This window comes from Pseudarthrobacter sp. B907 (genome assembly GCF_040137805.1).
GTDB lineage: Bacteria > Actinomycetota > Actinomycetes > Actinomycetales > Micrococcaceae > Arthrobacter.
In genome coordinates this window covers 75,252-102,050 of the sequence record NZ_JBEEQE010000016.1, presented here as the reverse complement: position 1 = coordinate 102,050, position 26,799 = coordinate 75,252, and the positions used below count along the sequence as shown (strand labels likewise).

The window sequence follows — 26,799 nt, the reverse complement described above, 5'->3', positions numbered from 1 at the left end:
AACTAGCGGGTCTGTCTCAAGGAGGTTGACAAGTTCCGAATCCCCGTAGCGTCCGTCCGTTTGTGTAGCGGAAAGCCTGGGACCACGACCGCCGGGTTCCCTGACCGTGGAGCCGCGCCGGCGAGGGCCCCGACCCGAGCTTGCGAGGGCCGGGAGCCGGTGCGGACTTGCGAGGTTAGGGAGCGGTTGGGGACTAGCGGCTGCGGCGTTCGTTCGACGCCGGGGCCGACGCGCGGCGGGGGCCGCCGCTGCGGGCCGGACGGCCTTCGCCGGAGCGGCCGTTGCCGCCGCCTGCGTAGGATCCGCCGGAGGTTCCGCCGGTGTTGGAGGACCACACGGGTGCTGAACCGCCGGACTTGGCGCCGGCAGCTGCGCGCTGGCCGGTTGCGGGGCGTCCGCCGCGCTGCCCGCCGGCTGCGCCGCCGGTGCGCGGTGCGCCACCCGTGCGGGGAGCTCCACCCGTGCGCGGGGCGCCGCTGCGGGGAGCGGAACCGCCGCGGGAGTCGCTACGGACCTCGGCAGCGCGTCCGTCCGAACCACGGCCGGCCGAGGCGCGGCCGCCGGCTGCGGGAACATCGTTGTGGTGCGCGTAGGCAGTGGTGCGGCCACGCCCGCGTGCGTTGCGGCGTTCGGCGCGCTCGGCGTCGGCCCGGTCCTGGTTCTTTTCCGCGACGCGCTCGGCGGCGTTGCGGGCAGCGGCCTGGCCTTCGTAGGCCACGGCGCGCCGCTCGGCGCGGGGAAGGTCCGTGCGCGGCGCCTCAGCGGCGACCCGGCCCCGGCCACCTCGTCCGCCCCGGCCACCCGCGGTGGGTGCAGCCTGGCGGCGGGCGCGCTTGCGTTCGGCGTTGGCACCGGTGGAGGTGCCGCCGCCCTGCTGCTTGGCCTTGGTGGCCAGCAGCGCGGCGCGGGTGCGCGGATCGATCTTTTCGGCCATTTCGCCCACGAGCTCCGCGACCAGCGGGGAGTTGGCGGTAACGCGCTCGAAGTTGACCTCGACGCCGGCGGCCTTCATCAGCTTCTTGACGTCGGACTGCTGCTCGGGCAGGGTCAGCGTGACCACGGTGCCGTCGGAACCGGCGCGGGCGGTGCGGCCCGAGCGGTGCAGGTACGCCTTGTGCTCCGTGGGCGGATCCACGTGGATGACCAGCTCGACGTCGTCGACGTGGACGCCGCGGGCCGCGACGTCGGTGGCCACCAGGACGCGAACGTCGCCGGAGGAGAACTCGGCGAGGTTGCGGTCACGGGCGTTCTGCGAGAGGTTGCCGTGCAGGTCGACGGCGGGGATGCCGGCGTCGGTCAGGGTCTTGGCCAGCTTCCGGGCGTGGTGCTTGGTGCGCATAAAGAGCACCCGGCGGCCGGCGCCGGAGGCGAGCTCGACGATCAGCTGCTTCTTGACGGTCTGGTCGTTGACCACCAGGACGTGGTGCTCCATGGTGGTCACCGCGGCCTGCGGGTCGTCCACGGAGTGGGTCAGCGGGTTGGACAGGTAGCGCTGGACGATCTTGTCCACACCGTTGTCCAGGGTGGCTGAGAACAGCAGGCGCTGGCCCTGGGTGGGGGTCATGTCCATCAGCTTCTTGACCACCGGGAGGAAGCCGAGGTCAGCCATGTGGTCTGCCTCGTCCAGGACGGTGATCTCGACGGCCTCGAGGGTCAGGATCCGCTGGCGGATCAGGTCCTCCAGGCGGCCGGGGCAGGCGATGACAATGTCAACGCCGGCGCGCAGCGCCTTTTCCTGGCGGGCCTGGGAGATGCCGCCGTAGATCACGGTGGTGGTGAGGCCGGCGGCCTTGGCCAGCGGCTCGATGGTGGCGTTGATCTGGGTGGCCAGCTCGCGGGTGGGGGCCAGGACCAGGCCCATGGGGCGGCCGGGCTTGCGGAAGTGGGCGGCCTCGCGCTCAGCGAGCCGGGCTACCAGCGGGATGGCGAACGCAATGGTCTTGCCGGAGCCGGTGCGGCCACGGCCCAGGACGTCGCGTCCGGCCAAGGTGTCCGGGAGGGTCTTGACCTGGATGGGGAACGGTTCAACGATCCCCTGGGCGGTGAGGGTGTCGGCGAGGGCCTTGGGCGTGCCGAGGGCAGCAAAAGTAGTCATGTGTTTCAAAGGTCTTTCAGGCGGTATCCATGCGGATATCGGCCCCCGGCTCCGGTTGGACCAGGGGTTCGCCGAAGAAAAGTCAGGTGATCAACCGGGCTGTCCGCAGCATAAATGCGGGCGGCCGGGACCAAATAGAACGCGTTCATCGACGCAGGATGTGCCTCTCACATGAAAAAGTCCCACTTCCTGGAGCGGATTCCCGAGGGAATCCGGCAGGGATCCGACTGATAGACCGGAGCCGGTCAACCGAATCAAAAGTGGGCATCACTGCACATCAAGTTCGCCCAGTCTATCACCTGCGGCCACCGTCGCATTTCCGGCCCTTCCCAACTGACTCGCAGATCAGGCCGTTTTCGGGGCTCAGAACGGCCTGATCTGCCAGTCAGCTGGGTAGGCCGGGGCGGGCGACCCGCGCCGCCACCGCCACGCTCCCGACGCCCATCACGGCGGTGAGCGCGAACACCCCTACAAAGGAGGCGGCTCCGGCGCCCGCCGCCGGCGTCATTGGCGCGAACGCCGCAAAGACGAGCCCGGTGCCAGCGAGCGCCAGGGCGCCGCCGAGAGAATCGGAAATGGACATCGCCGAGCTGTTGAAACCCTCGTTGTGCTCGTTGGACAACGCCAGGGTCATCACACTCAGCCGTGCATACATCAACCCCATGCCGCCGCCGGCGAACACCCAGGCGATCATCACGACGGCGGCCGGCCAGTGCAGGACCGTGGTCACCAGCACCAGGACGATGGCGCCCAGCACCAGGGCTGCGCCGGTCCGAACCGCGCGGCGGTGATCAAGGCGCGCCCCGAGCCGGCCCTGGACCGCGGAACCGGCAGCCCACGCGACGGCGCCCCCGGTAAGGGTCAGTCCGGCGAAGGTGGGCGAGAAAACATAGCGTTCCACCAGGAGGTACGGCAGGTAGACTTCGGCGCCAAAAAACGCAGCCGAAGCCAGCCCGCGGGTCAGGATGACGCTGGGGAGGCCACGTCGGGCGGTCAAGGTTCCGCGCGGCACGAGCGGGCGGACCGCGATCAGGGCGACGGCGACGGCTGCTACCGCTGCGACGGCGGCGATGCCACCCGCCGTCGGAAGCCGGTCGGAGAGATTCAGGCCCAGTACGGCGAGCGCCGCGAGCGCGGCCCAGGCCAGCCCGCCGTAGCCCGGGGATCGGCTCGCACCGGCCGCGGGCTCCTCTCCCGGCGCAGTTTCCTTGGCGGTTCCCCTCGCGTTTTCGGGACCCCCGCGCAGTCCGTGCAGGGCCGGCACGATCATCAACAGGGCCGGCACCACCAGTCCCACGACGCCGAGGAACACCCAATGCCAGCTGGCCAGCTGCGCCACCAGACCTGCCGCGAAGGGGCCCACCAGGGAGGGGATCACCCAGGCTGCGGAGAACGCGGCGAAGATCTTAGGGTGCAGCACTGGCGGATAGACCCGGGCGAGCACAACGTAAAGCGCCACTGTCATCGCACCGCCGCCGAGTCCCTGCACCAGCCGCCCGGCAACGAGGGCCGGCATGGCCCCCGCCGATCCGGCGATCAGCAGGCCCAGGCCGAACAGTGCCACGGAGGCGTACAGCGGGCCCGCCGGCCCGCGCCGGTCCGACCAGTTGCCGGCCGCCACCATCCCGATCACGCCGGTGGCCAGCGGCCCGGCGAAGGCCAGCGCGTAGAGGCTGGCACCGTCGAGCTCCCGGCTGACCAGCGGCATGATGGTGGTCACCGCCAGCGATTCGAAGGCGGCCAGGAACACAAGGGCCAAGGCGCCGAGGGTCACCAGCAGGTAGCGGCGGTGGAAAATTCCGGCAGCCTCCGGGGCGTCAGCGCGGGGTGCGGGCGGGTCAGTTCGGGACACGTGCCACAGCCTACAAGAGGGTCATCCACCGGCCCCGGCGGTCCGGCTAACCGGCGGCGTCGAGCCCCTGCGCTGGCACCACGACGGCGCCGCTCGCCCGGGAGTCAGGGTTTAGCATCCAGCCCACGCGCTTCACGGTGCTGAGCATGATCACACTTTCCACTAGCACCATGCCGGGCACCTTCTGCTGCAGCACCAGCTCGATGCTCATCACGTCCGCCAGGGACTGCAGCCACATGATGATCACGAAGTTGGTGGGCCCCGTGGTGGAGGCGCTGAGCCGCACGTTCCGCATCGTCTTCAGCTCGGCAGCCGTAGCCTCGTGCCGGCCGGCCGGAACGTTCACGAACCACTGGCAGGTCACGGGAAAAGCGGAAAACTTCTGTGCGACCTCACAGCGGAAAGACAGGATCCCGCTGGCGAGCACACGGTTAAGCTGCCGCTGGACCGTGGCAGGGTGCCGGCCCAGCGCACGGGCGATGTCCGCCGCCGTGGCCCGGCCGTCCTTGGCCAGGAAGGGCAGCAGAGCCAGGTGACTGGCCGGAAGCTGGTCCCTGGCGGGGGAATGAACTGCCCCGGTTGTCTCCGCGCCCGCCATGGCGCGCACGGCAGCCTGCTGGGCGCGGCTCAGCACGTTGAGCCGCCAGGAGCCGCCGCTTGAGTGCAGCCGGGTGCACAGCGCCGTCTGGTACTTGAGCAGTCCGTCAATCTCCTTCAGCCGCGAGACCACCCTCGAGCTGAAGTCGTCCAGGGAGGGGGTGATCACGGTCAGCATCAGGTCCCGGTTGCTGGCCGCTTCTTCCACCGTCACGATTTCCGGCATTCCGGCGAGTTCCGCGGTCACTTCCTCGCGCCGGTTCATCTCGCAGTCGACGGCGACGAACGCCAGGCACATCTGGTGGGGGTCGCCAATCAGGTGCGCGGTGACCCAGGAGACGCCGGCCGCCCGCAGCCGTTCCCAGCGGGCGGCGAGAGTTGTGGCGTGAGCGCCGAGCACCTCCGCCGCGTCCGCCCAGCTCAGGCGCGGGGCGATCTGCAGGACATTGATCAGGGCAAGATCTTCCTCGCTGATTTCCATGATTTCCCTTCGACGCTGCACGAAACCTGCAATACAACGCAGATCTTGCATATTTTCAGGCGTTTCCGATCCTGTGAGTCAGGTCACTCCAGAATAGACGCAAGTCCACGCGAGGCCACACCGGGCCGCACCCACCACAGACCGCACCACAGAGGAGACCACGTGCCGATCACCGCAGACGCCCGCGAAATGCAGGCGGACCTTGCCCGCTTCCGCCGTGAACTGCACCGGGAGCCGGAAATCGGCTTGACCCTTCCCCGCACCCAGGAGAAGGTGCTCCAGGCCCTCGACGGACTCGGCTATGAGATCACACTGGGCCAGGACACGACGTCGGTCACGGCGGTGCTGCGCGGGCAGGCCCCCGGCGCCGGCACCCGCCCGGCCGTGCTCCTGCGGGCGGACATGGACGGCCTGCCGGTGCAGGAAAAGACCGGCGTGGACTACACCTCCCGGATCGACGGCGCCATGCACGCCTGCGGCCACGATCTGCACACCGCCATGCTCACGGGGGCCGCCACCCTGCTGGCCGAACGCCGGCACCGGCTCTCCGGCGACGTTGTCCTGATGTTCCAGCCCGGCGAGGAAGGCTTCGACGGCGCCAGCCACATGATCCGCGAAGGCGTCTTGGACGCCCCCGGCCGGCGCGTGGACGCCGCCTACGGCATGCACGTCTTCTCCGCCCTGGAACCGCACGGCACGTTCTGCACCAAACCGGGCGTGATGCTCAGCTCGTCCGACGGCCTGACGGTGACCGTGCTCGGCGCCGGCGGCCACGGCTCGGCCCCGCACTCGGCCAAGGATCCGGTCACCGCGGCGGCCGAAATGGTCACCGCCCTGCAGGTCATGGTCACCCGCCAGTTCAACATGTTCGACCCCGTGGTCCTGTCGGTGGGTGTGCTCCAGGCCGGCACCAAGCGCAACATCATCCCGGAAACCGCCCGCATCGAGGCCACCATCCGGACCTTCTCCGAGGAATCCCGACAGAAGATGATGGAGGCCGTGCCGCGGCTGCTGAAGGGCATCGCGGCGGCGCACGGGCTCGACGTCGACGTCGACTACCAGCAGGAGTACCCGCTCACCATCACGGACGAGGATGAGACCCGCACCGCGGAGCACGTCATTGAAGGCCTGTTCGGCGATTCCCGGCTCGCCCGTTGGGCCACCCCGCTGAGCGGTTCCGAGGACTTCTCCAGGGTCCTCGCCGAGGTCCCCGGCACGTTCATCGGGCTGAGCGCCGTCCCCCGCGACGCCGACCACACCACCACCGCGTACAACCACTCCCCATACGCCACGTTCGACGACGGCGTGCTGGCCGACGGAGCCGCGCTCTACGCAGAACTCGCCATGTCCCGGCTGGCCGCACTCGCGGCAGCCTCCGCCCCGGCCCACGCCGCCGCCCCCGCACTTTCCTAGCCCACCCCAAGGGAGAAGACCCATGACTGCAACCGCGTCCATGCCAACGGCAACCCGGACCTCCACCCGCAAGACCATCATCGGTACCGGCATCGGCAACGCCGTCGAATGGTACGACTGGGCCATTTACGCCACGTTTACTCCGTTCATCGCCAGCCAGCTTTTCAGCAAGGCCGATCCGGCGTCGGCGGTGCTATCGACCCTGGCGATTTTCGCCGTCGGGTTCGTGGCCCGTCCGTTCGGCGGTTTCCTGTTCGGCTGGATCGGTGACCGGATCGGCCGCAAGGCGTCCATGACCCTTGCCGTGGGCCTCGCGTCCGTGGGGAGCCTGATGATCGGCATCGCGCCGACCTTCGCGGCGGTCGGACCCTGGGCCTCGCTCATGCTGCTGGTGGCACGCCTGGTCCAGGGCCTGGCGCACGGCGGCGAGCTGCCGTCGTCGCAGACGTACCTCTCCGAGATGGCGCCGCGCGAACACCGCGGCTTCTGGGCCACCCTGATCTATACCTCCGGCACGGTGGGCATCCTGTTCGGTACCCTGCTGGGTGCCGTGCTGAACATGGCCCTGAGCACCGAAGTGATGAACGCGTGGGGCTGGCGCATCCCGTTCCTGGTCGGCGCGGCGATGGGCCTGTACGCCCTGATCATGCGGTCCCGGCTGCACGAAACGGATGTCTTCGCGGGCGAAGCCGCGGAGGAAAAGCGCGCCCCGATCTGGCCGCAAATTGTCCGCCACCGCAAGCAGGCGCTGCAGGTGATCGGCCTGACGGTCGGCCTGACGGTTATCTATTACATCTGGGGTGTTGTGGCCCCCAGCTACGCCACCACCGCGCTGAAGATCGACCGCGGCGAGGCCCTGTGGGCTGGCGTGATCGGCAACATCGTCTTCATCGCCGCGCTGCCCTTCTGGGGCAAGCTCTCCGACCGTATCGGCCGCAAGAAGGTGCTGTGGTCCGGGGCCATCGGTGCAGGCATCATGCACTTCCCGATGACCGCCCTGCTCAAGGACTCCGCCTGGCAGCTGGCCGTCAGCATGTCCGTGATGCTGATCTTCATCGCCGCGAGCGCTGCGATCGTCCCGGCCGTCTACGCCGAGCTCTTCCCGACCAGCATCCGCACCGTTGGCGTCGGCGTCCCGTATTCGATCTGCGTGGCCCTGTTCGGCGGCACCGCACCCTACCTGCAGCAATGGCTGGGCTCGAGCCTGCAGCTGCCGCAGCTGTTCAACGTGTACGCGGTCCTGCTCCTGGCCGTCTCCGCGGCGTTCGTCTTCACCATCCCGGAGACGAAGGGCAAGGACCTCACGTTCTAGTCCATCACCCGGCGGGGCGGGCACCGCTGCCCGCCCCGCCGGGTGCCGGAACTCCACTATTCTGGAGGTGATGAGTGAGTCTCCAGAATTCCCCCAGCCGTCGCAGGATCCCCGCCCGGTCACGCCCGGCAGCCAAGCCTCCTTTGGCACCTACGGCGGCCGGCCGGTCAGTTTCGTGCGCCGCGGCACCCGCCTCCAGGGCCGGCGCCAGGCCGCGTGGGAAGAGCACTCGGACCGGTGGGCGGTCGACGTGCCGCGGCACGTCGCCAACACCTCGGTGCATCCGGACTATGTCTTCGACGCCGAAGCCGAATTTGGCCGGAAGGCCCCCCTGATTGTGGAGATCGGCTCAGGTCTCGGCGACGCTGTGTGCCACGCGGCCGAGGAGAACCCGGACAAGGACTTCCTGGCCGTGGAGGTCTATACCCCCGGCCTGGCCAACACCCTCATCAAGATCAACAGCCGCGGGCTGACCAATGTCCGGGTGGTGGAGGCCAACGCCCCCGAGGTGCTGGCCAGCATGCTCCCGGAGGGGTCGGTCGCCGAGCTCTGGGTCTTCTTCCCGGACCCGTGGCACAAGTCCCGGCACCACAAGCGCCGCCTCATCCAGCCGGCTTTCGCGGACCTCGCGGCCCGGGCGCTCAAACCCGGCGGTATCTGGCGGATCGCGACCGACTGGTCCAACTACGCCGTGCACGTGCGTGAGGTCCTGGCGGGCTCGGCCGACTTCGAGAACCTGCACGACGGCGAGCGCAGCGGCGACGACAGTCCGCTCACGCAGGTCTGGGAATCCGGCGTGGAGTCGGTCGTGGGGGGCGCCCCGGTCAAGGAAGGCCGCGCCCCGGTCAGCACCGAGCACACCGGCCCCAACGAGGGGGTCGACGACGTCGGCGGCTGGGCGCCCAGGTTCGAGGGCCGCATCCTGACCAGCTTCGAAAACAAGGCCCACGAGGCCGGCCGCCTGATCTTCGATCTCTGCTACCGGCGCCGCTGACGCCACCGGCCGCACGCCTGCCCGCCCGTGTCCGGCATTAGTGCCGCGCAGCTGCTATCACGCAGCCGGTTCCCGTGGCACGATTACGAGACAATCATGGCTGGCGGCGGCAACACCGCAGCGGTAAAGCTCAATGACGCAAGGGACCGACCATTAAAAAAGAACTTCAGGACGCCGCGGAAGTCGCCGAGGACGTCACCAATTCGAAGCCACTCGAATACGCGGCACGGGCCGGGTTTGCCGTCTCGGGCGTCCTGCACTTCCTGATCGGGCTGGTCGCGATCCGGCTGGCCATGGGCGGCCAGGGGCAGGCTGATGTGAGCGGCGCCGTTGAATCGCTCTCCAAGCAACCGGCGGGTCCCATCCTGCTATGGAGCGCCTGCGCCGCCTGCGTCGCGCTGGCAATCTGGCAGACCAGTGATGCCATTTTCGACTTCTCCCACCTGCCAACGAAAAAGAAGGTCGGCAAGAAACTCAAGGCCGCCCTGCAGGCTGTGGTCTACGCCGGGTTCGCGCTCACGCTGGCTTCCGTCGCTATCGGCGCCCAAGCAGACCACCGGCGGTCCACCAGCGACCTGACCCTGCAGCTCATGCGGGCCCCGGGCGGCGTCCTGTTGCTGATCGTCATCGGTGCCGCGGTGGCCGTGACCGGCGTTGTCTACGCCATCCGGGGCTTCAGGAAGTCGTTCATCAAGTATCTGCGCATGCCCTCCAATGAGCACGCCCGGACCGCGGTGTCCGTCACCGGAATAGCAGGTTACGCAGCCAAGGGTGTTGCGCTGCTGCTGACGGGGCTGCTGGTCGTCATCGCCACGGTGAAGGCGGACCCGTCGCAGTCAACCGGGCTCGACGGCGGACTGAAAGCCTTACGCGATCAGCCGCTGGGCATGTACATGTTGGCCGCCGTCGGCGCCGGCTTGATTTGCTATGGCGTCTTTATGGCCGTCCGGGCCCGGCTGGCCCGGATGTAGGAGCCTGTCCGCGGCTACGGCTTGAAGTCGTCGTGGACCACCACCCGGGAGAGCTCAACCGTGCCGTTTGGCAGTTTCCAATAGTGCAGCCGGCGGGCGGCCGCCACCTTCTGCTCGACCGCGGCGCGGAAGCACCGGGCACCGTCCGCGCGCACGAGCTGGGCGGTGTCTCCGCCCGAGGCGGCGCGCAGGGCGTGGACTTCACGCGCCGGATTCCTGTCCGCTGCACCAATCAGGACTTCCACCGTGGCCTTCAGCGCTTTCGCCACCACGCCGGGCTCGGTGAAGCGATACAGGGACGACGCAAATTCCGGGCCGGCCTTCCATTCCAGGGGCAACGCATGCCGCGTCTTGTCGCTCGCCGTAACGTTCCGTACCCAAGCGAGGTACACATCGTGCCGCAGGCGTTCGTCATCGGTCGCGAACAGACCGTCAGAGCCGGTGACCAGGGAGCGCTTGAGGGCGGCCTGCGTCCGGCGTTTGTAGGCCTTGAGGTCCAGTAGTTCGGCCTGAACCCCGGCAAGCCGCGCCGCCGAGGCTTCCATCGCCACCCGGGTTCCCTCGGCAATCTGCTGCTCCGCCTGGTGTTCGAGCCGCAAGTCATCCTGCGCCCGCTGAAGGCTGACGAGTTCGGCTCCGGCCTGGCTGGCAGCGGCAACAAGTTCCTGCAGGGCGGCGACTTTCCGCCGTTCGGCTTCCAGTTGGAGCTGGGTGGCCATCAGGGCAGCCGACGGCTTAGGAGCCAACAATGTAATAGTGGAGCTGTCCTGATCCGCGGCAGCTGCACGTGTTCCGGCGGCCCGGGCGTCCGCGGCGGGAAACGTCCGGCCCGACGCCGGCTGCTCGGTGAGGTGCCGTCCGGCCCGTAGCCACGGGGTGCCGCCGGTGAGGAGGGCGGGGGCCGGCGCGACGTCGGCATCCTCGTCAACGTCGAGCAGGGACAGCACCACTGCACCGTTTTCGTGCAGGAAACGTGCCACCACCACCTCGCCCTCGGTCATCAAGCTGTCCACGGCGTCGAGGGGGTTGGAGGAGATGCGAGCCTGTTCCACGGACCAGCTGGACCCCGGGTAGAGGGTCAGCTTCGCACTGTTGGCGCACACCTGTTCGGCCAGGGCCAGAACGAGGTCTCCGGGCCGGTACAGCGCCGCAAGCCGAGGCGAGGTCTTAAGGCCGTTGATGTCGAGCGTCTTGTCCTCTTCGTTGAGATCGCCCTCGACGGACTGGCCGATGTCCAGCATCCAGTCGAGGCGGACCGGCGGGACGACATGCTCGCGCTGGATTGTGCAGCAACTGCCGTCGCCGAGTTCGATGATGGCCCGGGATCCCGCGCTGGCGAAGGCCTTCACGGTCCCCTGGACGCGCCGCGGCTCGGTCTGGACCGGCGCGGCCTTCGCCGGAGCGACGGTGACGAGGCTCAGCACATCGTCGATGATGTCCTCGGCCGCACGGTCGGCCGCGTTGCGGTCCCGTGCCATCCGCAGCCGGCTTCGGTGCACGTCCTTCATCCAGCGGAGATCCTCCGCATAAACCCGCGCCGCATTGCCGAACACCTCGGCGCCGGCCGGAAGGCAGTCGCCGAAGGCATAGCTTTCGGGACCGTTTTCCAGCAGGAAGACTTCGGCAAGGTCTCCGACCTCCCGGGCGATATAGTCCACGTCGATACGGTTATCCCGCTGCCCGGGATGCCAGGAAATGACCGCTGCCGGTTTGGTCCGCCCGGCCGCCATCAGGCGGTGCGCCAGGTCCCTGCCGGAGTCAACAACCAGAAATGCCTGTTCCATAACGAATCCCCAATCGCCGGTGCGGACGTGCCTGCCGCAGGTGGTGGGGAAGCGACGGCTCCCCCATCTTCAGTGAAGCAAGGGGGTCTGACACTAAATGCGCGCGACCCCGCCTCCGGTTCCCGCACCCCGTCCGCCCTACCCGCGCGGCAAGGCGATGACGGCCATGGTCTGCTGGCCGTTCCGCATCTCAATCCTGGCGATGTTGGCGAGCTGCAGCGGCGTGGCTCCGGTGACGCGCACGTTCCCGCTCGGTGTTGCTGTCCAGGCGCAGGCGCGGTCTTCGCCGCCGTCGCCGGCCCTCACCCACAGCGACAAGGTTCCGTCCACCGGCAGGCTCCGGCCCTCGACGGCGAGCTCGGTGCCCCAGCTCTTTTTGACCAGGGAGACCGTGAACTGCAGCCCGTCGCCGGCCTGGACGGAGTAGCTGGCGTCCGGTTTGGGCGGCGGGTTGACCAGCGGTGCGGCCAGGATGCCGAGCGCCAGGCACGCCGCCGCCGCGGCAGCGAGCGCCGCGGTCCACCGGCGTCGAATTTTCCGACGGCGGGAGGACAATTCGTCGAGCAGCCGCCGCGGCACCGCCGGGGCGGGGACCGGCGGCGCCGCCCCTGGCGAGGCGCCGGCAGCAGCGGCCCCGAGCGCGACGGCGTCGGGCACCGGGACCGCGTCCAGCAGCGCCGGGAGGCTGGCGAGTTCATCGAGTTCGGCGCGGCAATCCCGGCATTCGGCCAGATGCCGTTCGAAGTCTGCCGCCTCGTCCGGCGGCAGGCCGCCGAGCAGGTACGCGCCAAGCAGCTGGTGGGGTCCGGGTCCGTTCACCGCTGCACCCCCATTTCGTCAAGGATGGTCCGCAGCGCCCGGACCGCGTAGAAGGCCCGCGATTTCACTGTGCCGGCGGGAATATTCAAATGGTCGGAGGCCTCCTGGACGGTGAAGCGGCGGTAATGGAGCGCGACCAACACCTCCCGGTGCTCGGCGCTGAGGCGCAGCAGGGCCTCCTCCATCAGGACCCGGTTGAGCAGTTCATCCACCCGGTCGGCGGCGCCGGCCGAGTCGGGCACGTCCCGCTCCTGCGCTTCACGCGGCCGGTGCTGGGACCTGCGGTAGTTGTCGATCAGGATGTTGCGCGCGGTCCGGAACAGGTAGCTGCGCAGGCTGCCGGTGATCTGCGGCGCCTGCCGCCAGATGCGCAGCACCGTTTCCTGCACAACGTCCTCCGTCATTTGCGGGTCGTGGCAGGCGCCCAGGACGAACCGCCGCAGGGCCGCGCCGTGGTCGCGGTAGATCGCGGCAACCACCTCTTCATCCAGCGGCACGCGGCACCTCCCGGGCTTATTCCTGCTGCCCCACTAGGACGTCCACGCCGGCGAAAAAGTTCACCGGGCGTCCGTGAACCATTCTTCACCCTCCGCCGTCGTACCAACTAGCCGGACCGCGAGAGGGCCGGCACCTAGCCAAGGAGCAAATCATGACCAAGCACTTCGGCGCCGCCCTGTCCGTTTTCGCCCTCGCCGCGGCCCTNCCAACTAGCCGGACCGCGAGAGGGCCGGCACCTAGCCAAGGAGCAAATCATGACCAAGCACTTCGGCGCCGCCCTGTCCGTTTTCGCCCTCGCCGCGGCCCTTTCCGGCTGCGCCGGCAGCGGGACCGCCACATCGCCGGCGTCCCCCGCAGGCACGACGACGGGCCCAGCCGCTTCGGCCCAGCCGACCCCGGCAGCGTCCACCCCGGCAGCGGGCACCGAGTCGGGCGCCCCGGCGTCGGCCGCCGCGCTCAAGACGGCCGCGACCAAGGCCGGGCAGGTGGTCGTGGACGCCAAGGGCATGAGCGTCTACCTTTTCGCCAAGGACACCAAGGACTCCGGCACCAGCGCCTGCACCGGCTCCTGCATCGCGGCGTGGCCGCCCGTGCTCGCCGGCTCCGACGCTCCCGCTGTGGAAGGCGTCACCGGCAAGATCGGGACGATCGCCACGCCGGACGGCAAAAAACAGCTCACCATCAACGGCATGCCGGTGTACTACTACGTCAAGGACAAGGCCCCCGGCGACATCACAGGCCAGGGCGTCGGCGGCGTCTGGTACCTCGTGAACCCGGCCGGGGACATGGTCACGTCGGCCGGCGGCTACTAGGAGCCGGACCCGGACTCGTCGTCCTCGTCGCCGTCGTCGTCCACGAACTCGACGGCGGCCACGATCTCCCGGGTCTCCGGGTGGATCATGTACGCCTCGTCGTCGTCCTCCAGCATGAGGAACTCGCCCTGGTCCGTGGTGAAGTGCCAGGCCAGGACCCGTTCGCCGTTGAGGTCGTGGTTCGGGTCGCCCATGGTGATTTTCATCAGGGTATGTCCGGCCACCTCGCAAAGTTCCCGGATGATCAACTCGAACTCAGGTGCGCTGAGGCGTTCCTCCTCGGCCGCCTCGGCCTGCCGCTCCGCCAGGTTGGGAATCCGGGACACCCGTTCGTGGATGTGCCGGTCGAGTTCGTCCGCGTCCAGCACCAGCAAGTCCGGCTGGCTGCGGAGCCAGGCGGCGTTGAGCGCGATGATGTCCTCGGTCTCCAGCAGCGGCTCGAATTCGCCGTCGAGCCGCTCCAGGAGCTGGACGGCCTCCGGTGCCGCGGCCTCGCTGCCCTCTCCAAACCCCTGACCGGCATCCCCGTCGAGGTACGCGTCGGCGTCCTCCTCCGAGAGCGCATCGAAGGCGGCCACGCTGCGGTTGAACAGGTCCAGATGCGCCGTGGCGCCCATGCCGGCGAGCCCGGCCCGGATGTACCCGTCAATCTCCCCACGCTCCGGCAGGGTGAAGACGTACTGGGCGAAGCCCCCGTCGAGGGCCTGCGTCAGGTAGAAATCCACGTAGTAGCTGCACAGCGCGGCCGGCGCGATCTCCTCGGCATCGAGCAGTTCCGCATACATGGCGTTGACGACGTCCACGTTGGCGTCCACAACATCCACGTTGCCGCCGTGCAGGCTGTCCCTGGTCAGGACCGGGGCGTGGCCGGTGTCGGACGGGCTCGTGGTCAGGCTGGTGCTCATGGGAATCCTCACGGTGGTGCGGGTGGTGCTCAGGTCTCCTCCACGGTAGGCCTGCTCCGCTGCCGGAGGGCCGTGCGGCAGGTGAACGTCTGGCGAAGTTTCCGGGCCCCGCCGGGCTGGCTAAGATGGATCAGATGACCAACTGCTGAAAGTAGTGCGCACATGCCATCCCATCCGGACGAGAGTGCGGCACTGGCGATACAGACCCCCGCGATCAACGACCGCTCCCTCGCGGCCGGGCTGGCCTACGCCATGGGGAGCCGGGTCTCCGGGATTTCCTTTGACGCGGCCACCGGCCTGATGCTCGGGAAGGTCCGCGGCGGCGCGGATGTGCCGTATTCGACGACGGCGAAGCTGGTGCGCAAGGGGAGCGGCTGGAGCTGCAGCGTCGGGGTGTGCAGCTGCCCCGTCCGGAAGGACTGCAAGCACGTGGCCGCGCTGCTTTTTGCCGCCGAGGACAACCCGGCCACCCGCATGCAGCTGCTGGCGCCCGCGGATTCCTCCCGGCTTTCCCGCCAGCCCCCGGCCCAGGACCTGCCGGACTGGGAGCAGGCCCTCAGCCCGCTGCTCGCCCGACCGGGGATCACGGCGTCGACCAACGGCGTCCCGCTGGCGCTGCAGTTCGAGATCGAGGAACCGGCACCGCATTTCTCCTACACGGGACGCCGCGATCCGCTGCGCAGCGTCCGCCAGCTGAAGGCCCGCCCCGTCATTATGGGCGCCAAGGGCAAGTGGATCCGGGGCGACGTTTCCTGGAACACCCTCAGCTACCTGAACTACCGGCGTGAATGCAACGAAGCCCATGTGGAGTGGATGCAGGAATTCCTTGCCTCGCATACCGCCTTGGCGAACCGCCAGCACTCCGGCACCGCGCCCTGGCTGGGGCTGAACACCTACGCCGGGAAGAACCTGTGGGGCCTGCTGGGCGAAGCCAGGAAGATCGGCCTCGCCCTGGTCCACGGCCGCGGGGATGACCCCGTGCACCTGGCCGGCGAGCCGGCCGCCGTCGGACTCAATCTGGCCCGGCTCGGCGCCGAGGAGCCCGACGGCGGCGGGCTGGCGCTCGCCCCGACCATCACCGTGGAGGGGACCGTGGTCGATCCGGCTTCGGTGGGCACCATCGGCCGGCCTGCCCACGGGATCTTCCTGACCTCCGACGCCGACGCGCTGCCCGGCGTCGCCCCGGGGGATGCCGCGATCACGCTCGCGCCGCTGGAGGGCGGCCTGAGCGAGGAACTCCTGACCTTCGTCACCGCAGGCACCACGCTGCGCATTCCCGCCCGCGATGAAGGCCGCTTCCTGACCGGGTTCTACCCGAAGCTCAAGCAGACTGCCCGGGTCACGGCCTCCGACGAATCCGTCGAACTGCCCACCCTGGCCGTCCCCACCCTGTCCCTGCTGGCGAACTACGGCGCCGACCACCGGGTCCGGCTGCACTGGGAATGGCACTACAAGTCCGGCACCCTGGTCACGGCCCAGCCCCTCTGGCGGCACCCGGGTGACCACGGGTACCGCGACGACGCCGCCGAGGCCCGGATCCTGGAGACCGTGGGCCAGCCCTGGGACGTGGTGCCGAAGCTCGGCGAATCGGCCACGGGCGGCTGGGGCACCCCCCGGCTGGCGGCCTCCGCGGAACTCAGCGGCCTGGACACGCTCGCCTTCACCGAGGAGGTGCTCCCGGCGCTGCGCGAACTGCCGGAGGTCTCGGTGGACACCGCCGGCGAGATCGCCGACTACCGCGAGGCCGAGGAAGCCCCGGTGGTCTCGATCTCCACCAAGGCCACCGAGCAGCGTGACTGGTTCGACCTGGGAATCCAGATTTCGCTCGAGGGCCAGCCGGTCTCCTTCGCTGCCGTCTTCTCCGCCCTCGCGGCGGGCCAGACCAAGATGCTGCTGCCCAGCGGCGCCTACTTCTCCCTGGACCTGCCCGAGCTGCACCAGCTGCGCGCCCTGATCGAGGAAGCGCGTGAGCTCCAGGACAACAAGGACGCGCCGCTGCAGATCAGCCGCTTCCAGGCCGGGCTCTGGGACGAGCTGGCGCAGCTGGGAATCGTCGACGAGCAGGCCGCCGCCTGGCGCGAGGCCGTAGGCGGTTTGCTGGAGGGCGGCGTCAAGGGGCTGCCGCTGCCGTCCACGCTGAATGCCGAGCTGCGCCCGTACCAGCTGGAGGGCTTCAACTGGTTGAGTTTCCTCTACCGCCACGGCCTCGGCGGGGTGCTGGCCGATGACATGGGCCTCGGCAAGACCGTCCAGGCGCTGGCGCTGATCTGCGCCGCCAAGGTCGCGGCCGCAGAGACCGGCGGTGCCCCCTTCCTCGTGGTGGCGCCCACCAGTGTGGTGGGCAACTGGCAGGCCGAAACCGCGCGGTTCGCGCCCGGCCTCACCGTCCGGGCCATCAGCGAAACCTTCGCCAAGAGCGGCTCCGTGCCGGCCGAGGCGATGGCCGACGCCGACATTGTCATCACGTCCTACGCGCTGTTCCGGATCGATTACGACGCCTATGCCTCCCGGCAGTGGGCCGGCCTGGTGCTTGACGAGGCGCAGTTCGTGAAGAACCACCAGTCCAAGGCGTACCAGTGCGCCCGGAAGCTTCCGGCCGGCTTCAAGCTGGCCATCACCGGCACGCCGCTGGAGAACAACCTGATGGAATTCTGGGCGCTGACCTCGATCGTGGCGCCGGGACTCTTCTCCAGCCCCAAGCGCTTCGCCGAGTACTACCAGAAGCCGGTGGAGAAGAACGGGGACAAGGCGCAGCTGGGCAAGCTCCGCCGCCGGGTCCGGCCGCTCATGATGCGCCGCACCAAGGAACAGGTCATCCACGACCTGCCGCCCAAGCAGGAGCAGGTCCTCGAGGTCGTCTTGAACCCGCGGCACCAGAAGGTCTACCAGACGCATCTGCAGCGCGAACGGCAGAAGATCCTGGGCCTGATCGAGGACGTCAACAAGAACCGGTTCACGATCTTCCAGTCGCTGACCCTGCTGCGCCAGCTCAGCCTCGACCCGTCCCTGATCGACCCCTCCCTCTCGGCGGTGCGCTCCAGCAAGCTCGACGTGTTGTTCGAGCAGCTGGAGGACCTCGTGGCGGAGGGCCACCGGGCGCTGATCTTCAGCCAGTTCACCGGCTTCCTGGGCAAGGTCCGCGAGCGGCTCATCGAGGAAAACATCGAGTTCTGCTACCTCGACGGCGGCACCCGCAACCGCACCGACGTCGTCAACGAGTTCAAAAACGGCGCGGCCCCGGTGTTCCTGATCAGTCTCAAGGCCGGCGGTTTCGGCCTGAACCTGACCGAGGCGGACTATGTGTTCCTGCTGGACCCGTGGTGGAACCCGGCATCGGAGGCGCAGGCGGTTGACCGGACCCACCGGATCGGGCAGGCCCGCAACGTGATGGTCTACCGGCTGGTGGCGAAGGACACCATCGAGGAGAAAGTCATGGCGCTCAAGGCCAGGAAGTCCCAGCTGTTCGCCGACGTGATGGAAGGCGACGCCCTCTCCGGCGGAGCGCTGACGGCCGAGGACCTGGCCGGACTGTTCAACGAGTAGGCTGCCCGGTCGCTGCGCGCGGGGCCGGGAAGGCTCAGGCGGCAGCCGGGGCGGTGACGAAACGTGTCGCTGCGCGGCTCCGGAGCCAGCGGCCAAGCTGTTTGCCCTTGCCCGTCCACCAGCTGTCCTCGTCGGTGTCGTGGTGCCACCGGAAGATGACGGACACCAGGACGAAGACCCCGCCGCCCACCTGTTCCCACGCCCCCGATGCCGCCTCGACCAACACAATCAGGGCCATGCTGAGGATCGACGGCAGCGCCAGGGTTCGGAACACGGTGTTGGCCACATAGCGGCGGCGGGTCCGCGGCACCGAGACGGCCCGGACCAGGTCAAAGCAGACGCAGACGACGACGAGGGACTGTCCGAGTGTCAGCAGGAGAAGGCCGGGCAGGGAGCTTCCGAAAAGTGCAACGGCCTGCAACCCGGAGTTCATGGCCGGCCCGCGATCCTTGCGGACGCCGGCGCTGTCGCGTCCGGAATCAATGAAGTCAACATGTGCTGCCCCCCGACATTTGCACTGGAACTCTAGGCTTGGCTGCCACGCGGCTGCCAAGACAATTCAACCGGCCGCCCGGGCGGGAGTCACGGGCTGCCGGTACGCGACTATGCGGGCGCGACCACCTGACTTTTGTCGCGGGTACTCAGTTATGGCGGGCCGACTACTTGGGCCGGCCGGACCGGGGTTGACGTTCCCTGATTCCTGGGAGATAGTTTTCGTATACGATATCGTACTCGCTGAGGAGTAGCGCTTGGAACAGGTCACCGACCACACTCTGGCATCGGCCCGCAAGGTCATCGCAGTGCACATTAATTATCCCAGCCGGGCGGCCCAGCGGGGCCGGACGCCTGAGCAGCCGTCCTACTTCCTGAAGCCATCATCCTCCCTGGCCCTCAGCGGCTCAAGCGTCGAACGCCCGGCCGGTTGCGAACTCCTCGGCTTCGAAGGTGAGATCGCCCTGGTCATCGGCAAGCCCGCCCGCCGCGTGGACATCGACGACGCCTGGAGCCACGTGGAGTGGGTCACCGCCAGCAACGACCTCGGCGTCTACGACCTCCGGTACGCGGACAAGGGGTCCAACCTCCGGTCCAAGGGCGGCGACGGCTTCACCCCGGTGGGTCCGGCCCTGCTCGCTGCGGACGGCATCGACCCGGAACGGCTCCGGATCCGTACCTGGCACAACGGCAGCCTGGTCCAGGACGACACCACCGGGGACCTGCTTTTCCCGTTCGCCCGTCTCATCGCTGATCTGTCCCAATTGCTCACTCTCGAGACTGGCGACATCATTCTCACGGGCACCCCGGCCGGCGCCTCCGTGGCCAAGCCCGGTGACCTCGTAGAGGTTGAAGTCAGCGGCGCGGACCTCAGCACCGGCCGCCTTGTCACCCGGATCGCCGAGGGAGCGACGCCGCTCGCCGATTTCGGTGCCCGGCCGAAGACCGACGACCTCCAGCGGGAGGAGGCGTACGGCTCGCGCGAGGCGGCGGGGCTCGCGGCCCCCGCCCCGGCCCTCTCCCCCGAACTGAAGGCCAAGCTCGAGAGCGTCTGCACCGCCACCCTGTCCTCCCAGCTGCGCAAGCGTGGCCTGGACAACGTCAGCATCGACGGCCTGACCTCCACCCGGCCGGACAAGCGGATCGTGGGCCTGGCCCGGACGTTGCGCTACGTCCCCAACCGCGAGGACCTGTTCAAGGCCCACGGCGGCGGCTTCAACGCCCAGAAGCGGGCCATCGATTCCGTCAACGACGGAGAAATCCTGGTCATGGAGGCCCGGGGCGAGAAGGGCACCGGCACCATCGGAGACATCCTGGCGCTGCGTGCCCAGGTCCGCGGCGCGGCGGCCGTCATTACCGACGGCGGAGTCCGCGACTTCTCCGCCGTCGCCGCGCTGGACATGCCCACCTTCTACGCCAACCCGCACCCGGCGGTCCTGGGCCGCCGGCACATCCCGTGGGACACGGACATCACCATCGCCTGCGGCGGCACCACGGTCCAGCCCGGGGACATCATCGTGGCCGACGCGGATGGCATCCTGGTGATCCCGCCGGCGCTGGCCGAGGAGCTCGCGGATGATTCCATCGCGCAGGAGCGCGAGGAATCGTTCATCGCCGAGATGGTGCAGCAGGGCCACAGCGTGGACGGCCTGTACCCGCTCAACGCGGCGTGGCGGACCCGCTACCAGGAGTGGGAAGCCGGCAAAGCCCATGAGTGACAAGACCAGTGCCGCTGGCTCCCAGACAGTCAGCAAGTCTGAGCGGGCCTATGCGGCCGTCAAGGGGCGGATTGTGGACGGGTCGTACTCGCCCGGTTACCGGCTGGTACTGGCGAAGATCGCCCAGGACCTGGGCGTCAGCGTGGTGCCGGTCCGCGAAGCCATCCGCCGGCTCGAGGCCGAAGGCCTGGTGAAATTCGAGCGGAACGTCGGAGCCACCGTCTTCGGGATCGACCCCACCGAGTATCTCTACACCATGCAGACCCTGAGCATCGTGGAGGGGGCCGCGACGGCGCTCTCGGCACCGCTGATCGGCGCGCCGGACATCGCTAGGGCACGGGCGGTCAACGCCGAGATGCGCGAGTGCCTGCAGGACTTCGACCCCGACCGGTTCACCCGGTTAAACGAGACCTTCCACGGCATCCTGTTTGAGCACTGCCCCAACCCCCACATCCTGGACTTGGTCCACCGGGGCTGGAACCGGCTGGCGTCCCTCCGCACGTCCACCTTCCGCTTCGTCCCCCGCCGCGCCCGGGAATCGGTGCAGGAACACGAGATGCTCCTGCGGCTTATCGAGTCGGGCGCGAGCGCCGACGAGATCGAAAAGGCCGCCCGACTGCACCGCTCCGCAACCCTGGACGCATACCTCGCCCAGAGCAACAGTTAGGAAGACAACAATGACGTTTACTGCTCCTGCTACCACCACGCACTACGTCCCGCAGGGCCTGACCACCCACATCCAGCACTACATCAACGGCGAGTTTGTCGACTCCGTCAGCGGCAAGACCTTCGACGTCCTGGATCCGGTCTCCAACGAGACCTATGCCACCGCCGCCGCCGGGCAGAAGGAGGACATCGACCTCGCCGTCGCCGCCGCCCGCAAGGCCTTCACGGAGGGCCCGTGGCCGAAGATGAAACCGCGGGAGCGTGCCCGCGTGCTGAACAGGATCGCCGACGCCGTCGAGGCCCAGGAGACCCGCCTCGCCGAGCTGGAGACCTTCGACACCGGGCTGCCGATCGCCCAGGCGAAGGGCCAGGCGCTGCGCGCGGCGGAGAACTTCCGCTTCTTCGCGGACCTGATCGTGGCGCAGTGCGACGACGCCATGAAGGTCCCCGGCGCCCAGAGCAACTACGTCAACCGCAAGCCGATCGGCGTCGCCGGCCTCATCACGCCGTGGAACACGCCGTTTATGCTCGAGTCCTGGAAGCTCGCACCGGCGCTGGCCACCGGCAACTGTGTGGTGCTCAAGCCGGCCGAATTCACGCCGCTCTCCGCCTCGCTCTGGGCCAAGATCTTCAAGGACGCCGGCCTGCCCGACGGCGTCTTCAACCTGGTCAACGGCCTCGGCGAGGAGGCCGGGGACGCCCTGGTCAAGCACCCGGACGTGCCGCTGATCTCCTTCACCGGCGAGACCACCACGGGCCAGACGATCTTCCGCAACGCCGCGGCCAACCTCAAGGGCCTCTCGATGGAGCTCGGCGGCAAGTCCCCGTGCGTCGTCTTCGACGATGCCGACCTCGACGCCGCGATCGACTCCGCCCTCTTCGGCGTCTTTTCGCTCAACGGCGAGCGCTGCACGGCCGGCTCCCGGATCCTGGTCCAGCGCGGCATCTACGAGGAGTTCTGCGACAAGTACGCCGCCCGCGCGAAGAACATCGTCGTCGGCGACCCGCATGACCCGAAGACCGAGGTCGGTGCGCTGGTGCACCCCGAGCACTACGCCAAGGTGGCCTCCTACGTGGAAATCGGCAAGTTCGAAGGCCGGCTGCTCGCCGGAGGCGGCCGCCCGGACCACCTCCCCGAGGGCAACTACATCGCCCCCACCGTCTTCGCCGACGTCAAGCCGGACGCCCGGATCTTCCAGGAGGAAATCTTCGGCCCCGTCGTCGCCATCACCCCCTTCGACACCGACGAGGAAGCCCTCGCCCTCGCCAACAACACCAAGTACGGCCTCGCCGCCTACATCTGGACCCAGAACCTGACCCGCGCGCACAACTTCTCCCAGAACGTCGAGGCCGGGATGGTGTGGCTCAACAGCCACAACGTCCGGGACCTGCGCACCCCTTTCGGCGGGGTCAAGGCCTCCGGCCTCGGCAACGAGGGCGGCTACCGGTCGATCGACGTCTACACCGACCAGCAGGCCGTGCACATCACCCTGGGCACCGTCCACACCCCCAAATTCGGCGCCCGAGCCTTCCGGCCAGCGCCACCCCAGAACCCTTTCAAAGAAGAGAGAATCCCATGACCAACTTCATCCCCACCCCCACGGTCCCGGCGCCGGACATTGTCCGCTGCGCCTACATGGAGATCGTGGTCACCGACCTCGCCAAGTCCCGTGAGTTCTATGTGGACCTCCTGGGCCTGCACGTGACCGAGGAGGACGAGAACGCCATCTACCTGCGTTCCCTCGAGGAGTTCATCCACCACAACCTGGTGCTCCGCAAGGGCCCCATCGCCGCCGTCGCGGCCTTCGCCTACCGGGTGAAGTCCCCCGCCGAAGTGGACGCCGCCGAGGCGTACTACAAGGAACTGGGGTGCCGTACCCAGCGCCGCAAGGACGGCTTCACCAAGGGCATCGGCGACGCCGTCCGCGTGGAGGACCCGCTGGGCTTCCCTTACGAGTTCTTCTACGAGGTGGAGCACGTGGAACGCCTCACCCAGCGCTACGATCTCTACTCTGCCGGCGAACTGGTCCGGCTGGACCACTTCAACCAGGTCACCCCGGACGTCCCGCGCGGCCGCAAGTACCTTGAGGACCTCGGCTTCCGCGTCTCTGAGGACATCCAGGACTCCGACGGCGTCACGTACGCCGCGTGGATGCACCGCAAGCAGACCGTGCACGACACCGCCCTGACCGGCGGCAACGGCCCGCGCATGCACCACGTCGCGTTCGCCACCCACGAGAAGCACAACATTATCCAGATCTGCGACAAGATGGGCGCCCTGCGGATCAGCGACCGGATCGAACGCGGCCCCGGCCGGCACGGTGTCTCCAACGCCTTCTACCTGTACATCCTGGACCCGGACGGCCACCGCGTGGAGATCTACACCCAGGACTACTACACCGGAGATCCGGACAACCCCACCATCACCTGGGACGTGCACGACAACCAGCGCCGCGACTGGTGGGGCAACCCTGTGGTTCCGTCCTGGTACACCGAAGCCTCCCTGGTCCTGGACCTCGACGGGAACCCGCAGCCGGTGATCGAACGCACCGACGCCTCCGAAATGGCCGTAACCGTGGGGGCCGACGGCTTCTCGTACACCCGCAAGGAAGGCTCTGAGGCTGAGGGTTTCAAGCTCGGGGCGCAGCTCTAGCCATGCTGGACGCAGCGACGATCGAGGCGATCGCAGATGAACTATTGGAAGCCGGCCGGAGCCGGACGCCCATTCCCCGCTTGACTGCCCGGTACCCTGACATGACCGTGGAGGACTCCTACGCCGTGCAGCAGCTCTGGCGCCGCCGCAACGAGGACGCCGGCCGGACCCTGGTGGGCCGCAAGATCGGCCTCACGTCCCGGGCCATGCAGGCCGCCACGGGCATCACCGAACCGGACTACGGCGCCATCTTCGATGACATGGTGCTCGAAACCGGCTGCTCCGTGGAGTGGGACCGGTACACGCATCCGCGGGTGGAGGTGGAGCTGGCGTTCGTGCTGAAGACGGACCTGTCCGGACCCGGCTGCACCATCTTCGACGTCCTGAACGCCACCGACTACGTGGTGCCGGCCCTGGAAATCCTGGACTCCCGGATCGAAATGGAGGGCCGGACCATCGTGGACACCATCGCGGACAACGCCGCCATGGGCGCCATGGTGATCGGTGGCCGTCCGGTGAAGCCCGACGCCGTCGACCTCCGCTGGGTCTCAGCCATCCTCTACAAGAACCAGACGGTCGAAGAGACCGGCGTGGCCGCCGGAGTCCTGGACCACCCGGCCGCCGGGGTGCACTGGCTGGCCAACAAAATCGCCGCCCACGGGGACGGAATGAAAGCCGGCGACATCATTCTCGCCGGCTCCTTCACCCGGCCCATGTGGGTCTACAAGGGCGATACCGTGCACGCCGACTACGGACCCCTTGGGAGCGTGACATGCCGTTTCGACTAGACGACACCTTCCGGGACGCGCTCGCCGCAGCGGACCGCCCCCTGGCCGGGATGTGGGTCTGCTCCGGCAGCCCCCTGATCGCCGAACTCTGCGCCGGTTCCGGCCTGGACTGGCTCCTGGTTGATGCCGAGCACAGCCCCAACGGGCTCGAATCCATCCTGGCCCAGCTGCAGGCCATCCACGGCTATCCGGTCCAGACCCTGGTCCGGCCGCCTGTCAATGACACGGTGCTGATCAAGCAGTACCTGGACCTGGGCGTTCAAAATCTGCTGATCCCCATGGTGAACTCGGCGGCGGAGGCTGAAGCCGCGGTTGCCGCCACCCGCTATCCGCCGCACGGCGTGCGCGGCGTCGGCTCGGCCTTGGCCCGGGCTGCGCGCTGGAACCGGGTCCCGGACTACCTGGCCCGCGCCGGTGAAACCATCAGCGTCACGGTCCAGATCGAGTCGGTGGCGGCAGTAGATGCCGTGGCGGACATCCTGAAAGTGGATGGTGTGGACGCGATTTTCCTGGGGCCCTCCGACCTTGCAGCGTCCATGGGCCTGTTGGGACAACAGGAACATCCCGAGGTCCGTGCCGCCGTTGAGCACTGCCTCTCCGCGGCAAAAGCGGCTGGCAAACCCGCCGGCGTCAACGCGTTCAACCCGGACACCGCCCGGCACTATCTCTCCAGCGGTGCCGACTTCATCCTGGTGGGGGCCGACGTCGCGCTGCTGGCCCGGGGCTCCGAGGCCCTTGCCGCACAATTTGTGCGGTCCGTCGACGGCGACTCCCCTGCCAGTTACTGACCCTCCCTCTGCTAAGGATCTCCTCATCCGTGACCCAACGATCCGGAGGATGCCGGAGGAGCCAGCACCGCCCTCCGCGCTTCCCGGGTCCCATTCCGGCAGGGCCGCGTTATTCGGCGGCCCTGCCGGAATGCGGTGCTACTGGCCTAAAGCTCCGGGCCGCCACACCACGAGGGCCTGCGAGCGGGCGCGGGGCCGCTGGCCGCGGGCCAGACTGACGACGTCGCCGGCCGCGCCGGCGGCAAAGATGCGCGAATCCAGTGGTTGCCGTCGGCGGCCCAGCTCCTCGGTGAGCTCGGCGACCCTCCGCTGCAGCGCGGCCACCTGGTTCTCCAGCTGCAGGATCCGCTTGATCCCCTCCAGGGAGACGCCCTCCTGCGAGAGCCGCTGCACCTCGCGGAGCATGTTCACATCGCGCTGCGAATACCGCCGGGACTTGCCGGGGGCGCGGCTGGGCGAGACGATGCCGAGCCGGTCGTACTGGCGTAGCGTCTGCGGGTGCATGTCCGCCAGCTCCGCGGCGACGGAGATGACGAAGATCGGCTGGTCGAACTCGATGTCCATGCCAGGACTCCTACAGCCGGGCCTTGGCTGCCAGGCCCGCGCGGACGTCCTCGCCGGAGGTGGCCGCGGCGAAGGCCTTCACCGCTTCCTCGGCGGCTTTGTCCAGCTTCCTGGGCACGGCGACGTCGATGGTGACCAGCAGGTCGCCGGTGGCCTTGCTGTGCTTCACGCCGCGCCCCTTGACCCGCAGTGTCCGGCCCGACGGCGTCCCCGCGGGCACCCGGACCTTGACCTTGTCGCCGTCGATGGTCGGAACCTCGATGTCGGCGCCGAGGGCGGCTTCCGGGAACGTGACCGGGACGTGGATGCGCAGGTTGTCCCCGTCCCGTGTGTAGAAATCGTGCGGTTTCACGGACACCGTGACCATGAGGTCGCCGTTGCCGGCCGGACCGTACTGTCCCTTGCCGCGGACGCGGACCTTCTGGCCGTCCTTGATCCCGGCCGGGATCCGCACGTCGATGACCTCGCCGTCCGGCTCGCGCAGCCCGATGGTTGTGCCGCGGATGGATCCGGCGAAGGAGATGCTGGTCGACGCGGTGCGGTCGGCGCCCTTCTGCGGCCCGCGCTGGAAAGACTGGCCGCCGCCAAAGCCCCCGCCACCACCGAAGAGATCGGCGAACTCGGGCGGGATGCCGCCGGCGGTGCTGTAGCCGCCGGAGTGCCTTCCGCCGCCGCCGGTGAACAGGCCGCCGAAAAGGTCCTCGAACCCCGCGCCGCCGGCACCCCCGCCCGCGCCGCCGGGAGCGAAGCGCGCGCCGCCGCCCATCGCGCGGATGGCGTCGTACTGCTGGCGCTCGTCCGGGTCGGACAGCACGGAGTAGGCCTCGGAGATGTCCTTGAACTTCTTCTCCGACGCGGTGTCACCGGCGTTCGTGTCCGGGTGGTGCTGCCGAGCCAGCTTCCGGTAGGCCTTCTTGATGTCGGCGTCGGAAGCGTCCTTGGCGACTCCAAGGATCTTGTAGAAGTCCTTGTCCACCCAGTCCTGGCTAGCCACTGGCGTTTCCTTTCAAAAGTCGTGCAGAGTGCGCTTCGCAGATGATGGGCCCCCGCCCCT

General features: G+C 68.6%; 22 protein-coding genes. 12 read left to right on the top strand and 10 right to left on the bottom strand.

What is annotated here, in order from left to right; genetic code table 11:
* Positions 1-193: 193 nt before the first annotated feature.
* The 3 genes from ABLI39_RS13890 to ABLI39_RS13880 all read right to left on the bottom strand — a co-directional run bounded on the left by ABLI39_RS13890 (position 194) and on the right by ABLI39_RS13880 (position 5,025).
* Entirely contained in the window at positions 194-2,095 is a 1,902-nt protein-coding gene (locus tag ABLI39_RS13890) for a DEAD/DEAH box helicase (RefSeq protein WP_349414020.1), read from the bottom strand.
* Between the two features lie 385 nt (positions 2,096-2,480).
* Complete coding sequence (locus ABLI39_RS13885) at positions 2,481-3,947, bottom strand: MFS transporter (RefSeq protein WP_349414018.1); 1,467 nt, start codon at positions 3,945-3,947, stop codon at positions 2,481-2,483.
* 46 nt (positions 3,948-3,993) lie between these two features.
* Positions 3,994-5,025 carry an Lrp/AsnC family transcriptional regulator gene (locus ABLI39_RS13880; RefSeq protein WP_349414016.1) on the bottom strand — a complete coding sequence of 344 codons (1,032 nt, stop codon included), beginning with the start codon at positions 5,023-5,025 and terminating at the stop codon, positions 3,994-3,996.
* A 162-nt stretch (positions 5,026-5,187) separates the two neighbouring features.
* Here ABLI39_RS13880 and ABLI39_RS13875 point away from each other — a divergent pair, with 162 nt between their 5' ends.
* From ABLI39_RS13875 to ABLI39_RS13860, 4 genes are all read left to right on the top strand, one after another.
* Entirely contained in the window at positions 5,188-6,438 is a 1,251-nt protein-coding gene (locus ABLI39_RS13875) for a M20 metallopeptidase family protein (RefSeq protein WP_349414014.1), read from the top strand.
* Between the two features lie 22 nt (positions 6,439-6,460).
* The gene (locus tag ABLI39_RS13870) at positions 6,461-7,750 is read left to right on the top strand and encodes an MFS transporter (protein ID WP_349414012.1); all 1,290 of its coding nucleotides are present in this window, start codon (positions 6,461-6,463) and stop codon (positions 7,748-7,750) included.
* A 70-nt stretch (positions 7,751-7,820) separates the two neighbouring features.
* Positions 7,821-8,744, top strand: a complete 924-nt coding sequence (gene trmB, locus ABLI39_RS13865; RefSeq protein WP_349414010.1) for a tRNA (guanosine(46)-N7)-methyltransferase TrmB — start codon at positions 7,821-7,823, stop codon at positions 8,742-8,744.
* A 152-nt stretch (positions 8,745-8,896) separates the two neighbouring features.
* Positions 8,897-9,715 (top strand): DUF1206 domain-containing protein, encoded by an 819-nt coding sequence (locus ABLI39_RS13860; RefSeq protein ID WP_349414025.1) that lies wholly within the window; start codon positions 8,897-8,899, stop codon positions 9,713-9,715.
* Positions 9,716-9,729: 14 nt separating this feature from the next.
* Here ABLI39_RS13860 and ABLI39_RS13855 read toward each other — a convergent pair whose 3' ends face one another.
* From ABLI39_RS13855 to ABLI39_RS13845, 3 genes are all read right to left on the bottom strand, one after another.
* On the bottom strand, positions 9,730-11,499 hold the full coding sequence (locus tag ABLI39_RS13855; protein WP_349414008.1) for a hypothetical protein: 1,770 nt from the start codon (positions 11,497-11,499) through the stop codon (positions 9,730-9,732).
* Between the two features lie 138 nt (positions 11,500-11,637).
* Positions 11,638-12,318: an anti-sigma factor family protein gene (locus ABLI39_RS13850; protein WP_349414007.1), complete on the bottom strand. Its 681-nt coding sequence runs from the start codon at positions 12,316-12,318 to the stop codon at positions 11,638-11,640.
* The gene (locus ABLI39_RS13845; protein WP_349414006.1) at positions 12,315-12,815 is read right to left on the bottom strand and encodes a sigma-70 family RNA polymerase sigma factor; all 501 of its coding nucleotides are present in this window, start codon (positions 12,813-12,815) and stop codon (positions 12,315-12,317) included. The genes ABLI39_RS13850 and ABLI39_RS13845 overlap by 4 nt, the downstream gene beginning before the upstream one ends.
* Positions 12,816-13,070: 255 nt before the next feature.
* On the opposite strand from ABLI39_RS13845, the gene ABLI39_RS13840 reads away from it, so the two are divergent.
* A complete protein-coding gene (locus ABLI39_RS13840; protein WP_349414005.1) occupies positions 13,071-13,628 on the top strand; it encodes a COG4315 family predicted lipoprotein in 558 nt (185 codons plus the stop codon).
* Here ABLI39_RS13840 and ABLI39_RS13835 read toward each other — a convergent pair.
* Positions 13,625-14,533 (bottom strand): DMP19 family protein, encoded by a 909-nt coding sequence (locus tag ABLI39_RS13835; protein ID WP_349414003.1) that lies wholly within the window; start codon positions 14,531-14,533, stop codon positions 13,625-13,627. The two genes, ABLI39_RS13840 and ABLI39_RS13835, sit on opposite strands and share 4 nt — an antisense overlap.
* Positions 14,534-14,695: 162 nt before the next feature.
* Here ABLI39_RS13835 and ABLI39_RS13830 point away from each other — a divergent pair, with 162 nt between their 5' ends.
* On the top strand, positions 14,696-18,076 hold the full coding sequence (locus ABLI39_RS13830) for a DEAD/DEAH box helicase (RefSeq protein ID WP_349414002.1): 3,381 nt from the start codon (positions 14,696-14,698) through the stop codon (positions 18,074-18,076).
* Between the two features lie 34 nt (positions 18,077-18,110).
* On the opposite strand, the gene ABLI39_RS13825 is transcribed toward ABLI39_RS13830, so the two are convergent.
* Positions 18,111-18,509, bottom strand: coding sequence for a hypothetical protein (locus ABLI39_RS13825; protein ID WP_349414001.1), 399 nt, complete (start codon positions 18,507-18,509; stop codon positions 18,111-18,113).
* 316 nt (positions 18,510-18,825) lie between these two features.
* On the opposite strand from ABLI39_RS13825, the gene ABLI39_RS13820 reads away from it, so the two are divergent.
* From ABLI39_RS13820 to ABLI39_RS13795, 6 genes are read left to right on the top strand one after another with little or no spacing between them, the layout of a single operon-like run.
* Complete coding sequence (locus ABLI39_RS13820) at positions 18,826-20,286, top strand: fumarylacetoacetate hydrolase family protein (RefSeq protein ID WP_349414000.1); 1,461 nt, start codon at positions 18,826-18,828, stop codon at positions 20,284-20,286.
* Positions 20,279-20,953: a GntR family transcriptional regulator gene (locus ABLI39_RS13815; protein WP_349413999.1), complete on the top strand. Its 675-nt coding sequence runs from the start codon at positions 20,279-20,281 to the stop codon at positions 20,951-20,953. The genes ABLI39_RS13820 and ABLI39_RS13815 overlap by 8 nt, the downstream gene beginning before the upstream one ends.
* 10 nt (positions 20,954-20,963) lie before the next feature.
* Complete coding sequence (gene hpaE / locus ABLI39_RS13810) at positions 20,964-22,532, top strand: 5-carboxymethyl-2-hydroxymuconate semialdehyde dehydrogenase (protein ID WP_349413998.1); 1,569 nt, start codon at positions 20,964-20,966, stop codon at positions 22,530-22,532.
* A complete protein-coding gene (hpaD, locus tag ABLI39_RS13805) occupies positions 22,529-23,605 on the top strand; it encodes a 3,4-dihydroxyphenylacetate 2,3-dioxygenase (RefSeq protein ID WP_349413997.1) in 1,077 nt (358 codons plus the stop codon). The genes hpaE and hpaD overlap by 4 nt, the downstream gene beginning before the upstream one ends.
* A gap of 2 nt (positions 23,606-23,607) precedes the next feature.
* The gene (hpaH, locus tag ABLI39_RS13800; RefSeq protein WP_349413996.1) at positions 23,608-24,393 is read left to right on the top strand and encodes a 2-oxo-hept-4-ene-1,7-dioate hydratase; all 786 of its coding nucleotides are present in this window, start codon (positions 23,608-23,610) and stop codon (positions 24,391-24,393) included.
* Positions 24,378-25,181 (top strand): HpcH/HpaI aldolase family protein, encoded by an 804-nt coding sequence (locus tag ABLI39_RS13795; protein WP_349413995.1) that lies wholly within the window; start codon positions 24,378-24,380, stop codon positions 25,179-25,181. Before hpaH ends, ABLI39_RS13795 begins: the two co-directional genes overlap by 16 nt.
* Before the next feature lie 138 nt (positions 25,182-25,319).
* On the opposite strand, the gene ABLI39_RS13790 is transcribed toward ABLI39_RS13795, so the two are convergent.
* Together ABLI39_RS13790 and ABLI39_RS13785 are read right to left on the bottom strand one after the other, a co-directional pair.
* Positions 25,320-25,745 (bottom strand): heat shock protein transcriptional repressor HspR, encoded by a 426-nt coding sequence (locus ABLI39_RS13790; RefSeq protein WP_349413994.1) that lies wholly within the window; start codon positions 25,743-25,745, stop codon positions 25,320-25,322.
* A 10-nt stretch (positions 25,746-25,755) separates the two neighbouring features.
* Complete coding sequence (locus ABLI39_RS13785) at positions 25,756-26,739, bottom strand: DnaJ C-terminal domain-containing protein (protein WP_349413993.1); 984 nt, start codon at positions 26,737-26,739, stop codon at positions 25,756-25,758.
* Between the last annotated feature and the right edge of the window lie 60 nt (positions 26,740-26,799).

Bases quoted from the DNA above. Each gene is read 5' to 3' on its own strand.
- ABLI39_RS13890 (WP_349414020.1), bottom strand. From the start codon at position 2,095: ATGACTACTTTTGCTGCCCTCGGCACGCCCAAGGCCCTCGCCGACACC.
- ABLI39_RS13880 (WP_349414016.1), bottom strand. From the start codon at position 5,025: ATGGAAATCAGCGAGGAAGATCTTGCCCTGATCAATGTCCTGCAGATC.
- ABLI39_RS13870 (WP_349414012.1), top strand. From the start codon at position 6,461: ATGACTGCAACCGCGTCCATGCCAACGGCAACCCGGACCTCCACCCGC.
- trmB (WP_349414010.1), top strand. From the start codon at position 7,821: ATGAGTGAGTCTCCAGAATTCCCCCAGCCGTCGCAGGATCCCCGCCCG.
- ABLI39_RS13855 (WP_349414008.1), bottom strand. From the start codon at position 11,499: ATGGAACAGGCATTTCTGGTTGTTGACTCCGGCAGGGACCTGGCGCAC.
- ABLI39_RS13840 (WP_349414005.1), top strand. From the start codon at position 13,071: ATGACCAAGCACTTCGGCGCCGCCCTGTCCGTTTTCGCCCTCGCCGCG.
- ABLI39_RS13835 (WP_349414003.1), bottom strand. From the start codon at position 14,533: ATGAGCACCAGCCTGACCACGAGCCCGTCCGACACCGGCCACGCCCCG.
- ABLI39_RS13830 (WP_349414002.1), top strand. From the start codon at position 14,696: ATGCCATCCCATCCGGACGAGAGTGCGGCACTGGCGATACAGACCCCC.
- ABLI39_RS13825 (WP_349414001.1), bottom strand. From the start codon at position 18,509: ATGAACTCCGGGTTGCAGGCCGTTGCACTTTTCGGAAGCTCCCTGCCC.
- ABLI39_RS13815 (WP_349413999.1), top strand. From the start codon at position 20,279: ATGAGTGACAAGACCAGTGCCGCTGGCTCCCAGACAGTCAGCAAGTCT.
- hpaE (WP_349413998.1), top strand. From the start codon at position 20,964: ATGACGTTTACTGCTCCTGCTACCACCACGCACTACGTCCCGCAGGGC.
- hpaD (WP_349413997.1), top strand. From the start codon at position 22,529: ATGACCAACTTCATCCCCACCCCCACGGTCCCGGCGCCGGACATTGTC.
- hpaH (WP_349413996.1), top strand. From the start codon at position 23,608: ATGCTGGACGCAGCGACGATCGAGGCGATCGCAGATGAACTATTGGAA.
- ABLI39_RS13795 (WP_349413995.1), top strand. From the start codon at position 24,378: ATGCCGTTTCGACTAGACGACACCTTCCGGGACGCGCTCGCCGCAGCG.
- ABLI39_RS13790 (WP_349413994.1), bottom strand. From the start codon at position 25,745: ATGGACATCGAGTTCGACCAGCCGATCTTCGTCATCTCCGTCGCCGCG.